At 56.7% G+C, this 4,035-nt stretch carries 5 protein-coding genes and 1 tRNA gene; all 6 read left to right on the top strand.

Going from position 1 to position 4,035, the window contains the following annotated elements; translation table 11 throughout:
* Positions 1 to 2 precede the first annotated feature (2 nt).
* On the top strand, positions 3 to 1,250 hold the full coding sequence (locus AC2VNK_RS05000) for a sensor histidine kinase (protein WP_486883043.1): 1,248 nt from the start codon (positions 3 to 5) through the stop codon (positions 1,248 to 1,250).
* A 227-nt stretch (positions 1,251 to 1,477) separates the two neighbouring features.
* Entirely contained in the window at positions 1,478 to 2,008 is a 531-nt protein-coding gene (locus AC2VNK_RS04995; protein WP_291523198.1) for a Slp family lipoprotein, read from the top strand.
* Positions 2,009 to 2,073: 65 nt separating this feature from the next.
* Positions 2,074 to 2,160 (top strand) — tRNA-Leu (locus tag AC2VNK_RS04990).
* A gap of 80 nt (positions 2,161 to 2,240) precedes the next feature.
* Positions 2,241 to 2,756, top strand: a complete 516-nt coding sequence (locus AC2VNK_RS04985) for a DUF3568 family protein (protein WP_486883042.1) — start codon at positions 2,241 to 2,243, stop codon at positions 2,754 to 2,756.
* 236 nt (positions 2,757 to 2,992) lie between these two features.
* Complete coding sequence (locus tag AC2VNK_RS04980) at positions 2,993 to 3,676, top strand: MotA/TolQ/ExbB proton channel family protein (RefSeq protein WP_291522199.1); 684 nt, start codon at positions 2,993 to 2,995, stop codon at positions 3,674 to 3,676.
* Positions 3,676 to 4,035: ExbD/TolR family protein (locus AC2VNK_RS04975; RefSeq protein ID WP_486883041.1), on the top strand; the 360-nt coding region annotated here is incomplete at its 3' end. The genes AC2VNK_RS04980 and AC2VNK_RS04975, both read left to right, overlap by 1 nt.

Raw genomic sequence — 4,035 nt, 5'->3', positions numbered from 1 at the left:
CTTTGGGGCTGGGCATTGTCGTGCTGCAGGTTTTGACGTTGGTCATGATTGTCGCCACGGTACTTTATCCCCTGGCGGAGCGCTCGGCAGAGGACCTGGCAGGTTTGATTGTGATCAGTGCGAAAACCTATGCCGAACTGTCTCCGCAAGAGCGCCCCGCTTTTTTAGCCAGCCTGCGGGCCGACAATGGGGTAGAAATTGCCGCGCATCTGGACCGTTCTATAAAGCATACCCATGGACATATATACGGCTGGTTGCTAAGTCGTGCGCTGGCCAGACGTTTAGGAGAACCTGTGCATGTGGACGTTTTGGGCGGGAGCGTGCGTACGTTTTGGGTGCCGGTTACTGTTTCCGGTCAAACGGTTTGGGTACATTTTGACCGAGGGCGGTTGGCCTCGTCTCTGCCCATTGCCATGATTTTTGTGCTGGCTTTTTCAACACTCGCACTGTTGGTGTTGACGATGATTTTGGTACGTCGGGTATTACGGCCTCTCGGGGTGATTTCAGAGGCATTGCGTGGATCGTTAAAGGCACCGCTGCCGAGTTTGCCGCGTGGCGGTGCTTATGAGTTCCAGAATATCCTCAATATTTTCGCTAATCTGCGAACCCGTTTGCAGGCGATGGTTAATCATCAGTCGTTATTGCTGACCGGGATTTCCCACGATCTGCGTTCACCGCTGGCGCGCCTGCGTATGGCTTGGGAGCTGTTGCCGGAGACTACGCCGCAGCGTCTTCGGGACGGTATGCTGCAGGATATGGAGCGAATGGATGAACTGCTGGCCCAATCTCTTGCGCTGGGTCGCGGTATGGCGGCGAAGGTGGCAGATTTTGATCTGATGGTATTGCTGGCCGAAGTGGGAGCAGATTTCGAGCGGGAGGGCGGCCACTGGGAGGCAACATTACCGCGTCGTTATCCCTTCCGGGGAGACCGGGAGGCTTTGCGCCGTCTGTTGTCCAATCTGTTGGATAATGCTTTGCGTTACGGTGGCGGGAGGGTGACGGCAGAGTTTCAGAAAACGCCGGGGCATCTCCTGTTACGTCTATGCGATGCTGGCTCGGGGATTCCGGAGGCGGATCTGGAGAAGGTTTTTGAGCCGTTCATTCGTCTGGATGATGCGCGAGGGCATAGTGAGGGCAGTGGCCTTGGTCTGGCTATTGCCCGTCAATTGGCAGAGGCGCAGGGGATGCGCCTGCGCCTATTCAATTCCGCCGGTGGCGGGCTCTGTGCGGAGTTGTCCTGGGCCGTGTAAGACGGTGTGATGAAGAGGCCCAGGTATAGCCGAGGTCAGTGCCACTGACGTGCTGTTCCCAACGGCGCAGACGGATATGACGCTCTGCTGGTGTGGCGCCTTTGTGGATGATTAACGGGCTGTGTAGCGCCCTGCAAGCACTTGGGTCGACACAGTAATGTGCTCGGGAAGATGGTCTATACTGTGGTGGTTGTCTGTGAACGATGGCGATGCTGCAGGAGGGGACAATGAACATAGTGAAGGCATTGACGGGTGTGATCGCGGCGATAGCTTTGGGGGGGTGCGCAACGGTTACGCCGGTGAGTGGGCAGTTCCCGCCCATTACACCGCATCAGGCGCAGACGGGTGCGGAAAACGGAAAGCTGGTGCGCTGGGGGGGCACGCTGATTCAGGCGCAGCCGAAGGCTCAGGAGACGTGCTTTACGGTAATGGCGCTGCCCCTGCGTCAGGATGGGCGGCCTTATCTGGGTCAGAAAAAGTCCGATGAAGGGCGGTTTATCGCCTGTGCTCCAGGGTTCTACGACCCGGTGCTTTATGCGGCGGGACGGGAGCTTACCTTTGTGGGTACGGTGACTGGGGTGCAGGTGGAAAAGGTTGGAGGGTACGGGTATCCCTACCCAACTCTGCAAGCCAGTACCGTGTATTTGTGGCCGGTGGAAGAACCTGAACCGACCACGGTCTTTATCAATGGTGGCTGGTATGGCGGTCCTTGGGGACCTTGGGGTTGGTGGGGAGGCCCAGGCTGGGGATGGCGTTAATCTCTGGTTATCTGCCCGGTCTTGCTTAGGGCGGGCAGACCCCTTATTATGTGTGCAGGTATTTTGCCGGGATGGCGGAACTGGTAGACGCGCCGGACTCAAAATCCGGTGGTGGTGACATCGTGTCGGTTCGAGTCCGACTCTCGGTACCAAAAAACTGAAGAAGCCCGGTTCTGCCGGGTTTTTTTGTAGCCATTTTTTCCACTTTCTTTCACGGGGCTAGGGGGTTGGCATGGCGATGCAGCGGCGGTTGGCGTGGTTGGCGGTGGCAGCTGGTGCGGTGGCGACGCTGCCGCTTGGCGGATGTGTGGCGCTTGTTGCAGCAGGAGCTGGCGGCGGGGCGGTAGCTTATGTGGAGAACGGCGGTGTCGCCAATTTCTACGCGTTCTACCCGACCTCTGTGAGTCAGGTCAGTGCGGCGTCCCGGGCGGCATTCGGAGAAATGGGCATTCGCTATAACGGCGAAATCCGCAAACGTCCTTCTGAGTATTTGCTTGAGGGTACTACCCAAGAGGGACAGACGGTCAAGGTGACGCTGACGTCCATGGCAACGGATGTTACCAAGGCCAATATCCGCATTGGGACTTTTGGCGACAAGCCGATGTCTTTGCAGTTCCAAAAACTTCTTTCGCAGCGGCTGGGCATGACCGCCAGCCCTCAAGCCCCGGCGGGGGTGGTGTTGCCCCCGGCCAGCAACCAGCCAACGGCGCCACAGCAGCCTGAACAGCAAACCATTCCACTGCAGTAATCCTCCTCCCGTGGGGACGGATCCGCTCTATCGGGCACGTATTCTGATTTTAGGAGAAGCGCCGAGTGGACTTACTCAGTGCCATGCATCCAGGTCGGACTTTTTCGTCGGAAAGGCGGGTTCTACGGATGAGCTTGCCTTAGAAAAGTGCCATTGACGTAAAATTGTCATAAAAGGTTCATAAAACTGTCACATTGATTTGCTATGGTAGCGTCTTCGTTTGAAGAGGGACTCCCATGAACCTGCAATATCTCATTCATCTCGCCAACTATTCAGATGGCGTTCTTTACGTACTTGGTATTCTGCTGCTGGTTGAACTGGCGGTGATGGTAGACCGCTTTTGGTACCTGCGGCGCACCATTCTGCGTGGACTGGTGTTCGTACAGGAGTTGGGTAGCCATGGTCGGCTCGATCGTGAAACGCTCAATAAAATGACCGAAAGCGCAGGAGACCTGCCCGAAGCCACTTTGCTGCGAATGGCCGCTTCCCATCACGGACAGGTCAAGGGCGAAGCCCTCGCCAGCCGTCTCGAAGAAAGTGTGCTGGTGTTGGCGCCGCAACTGGATCGCCGTCTGTGGTTGCTGGACACTATCATCACCTTAGCGCCGCTGCTGGGTTTGTTCGGCACGATTATCGGTATGTTCCACGCCTTTTCGGTGCTGGCCGCTCCGGGACACGCGCCTACGGCAGTCACCGGCGGTGTGGCTGACGCGCTGGTCGCCACGGCAACTGGCCTGTTTATCGCCATGCTCGGTCTGGTGGCTTTCAATGCCTTCAACAATCAGGTGCGGCAGATTCTCCTGCAACTGGATTCCGTAAAGACCATGCTGCTCAATCGGATGGACGGTCAACCCATGATCACGCCGGACAATAGTGATAAGCAGCGCAGTGAAGTGTTGTCTGTGGCGAGGGCCAGTTGATGGAGCGCCGTTACTTCGAGCAGAAGAAGGGCCGGGTGGAGATCATCCCCATGATCGACATCATGCTCTTCCTCTTGGTGTTTTTTATCATGATCACGCTGCAAATGATCCCCGATAAGGGCCTGAATTTGCAGCTTCCAGCCTCCAGTCAGGCGCAGCAGCTTCCGCGCCCGCACTACACCATCAATATCGATAAGGATGGATCGGTGGATGTGAAGGGTCATCACTATAATCTCGACGGTCTGCAGAAAATGCTCGCTGCTGATGGTGATCCCAGTAAAACCCAGATCACTATTGCCGCTGACAAAGGGGTGCCCTTTCAGGACTTCATCCATGTGATGGATCGCTGTCAGAAAGCT

It is taken from the genome of Acidithiobacillus sp. TH-A35 (assembly GCF_057473505.1).
This window is presented reverse-complemented; position numbering and strand designations above follow the sequence as displayed.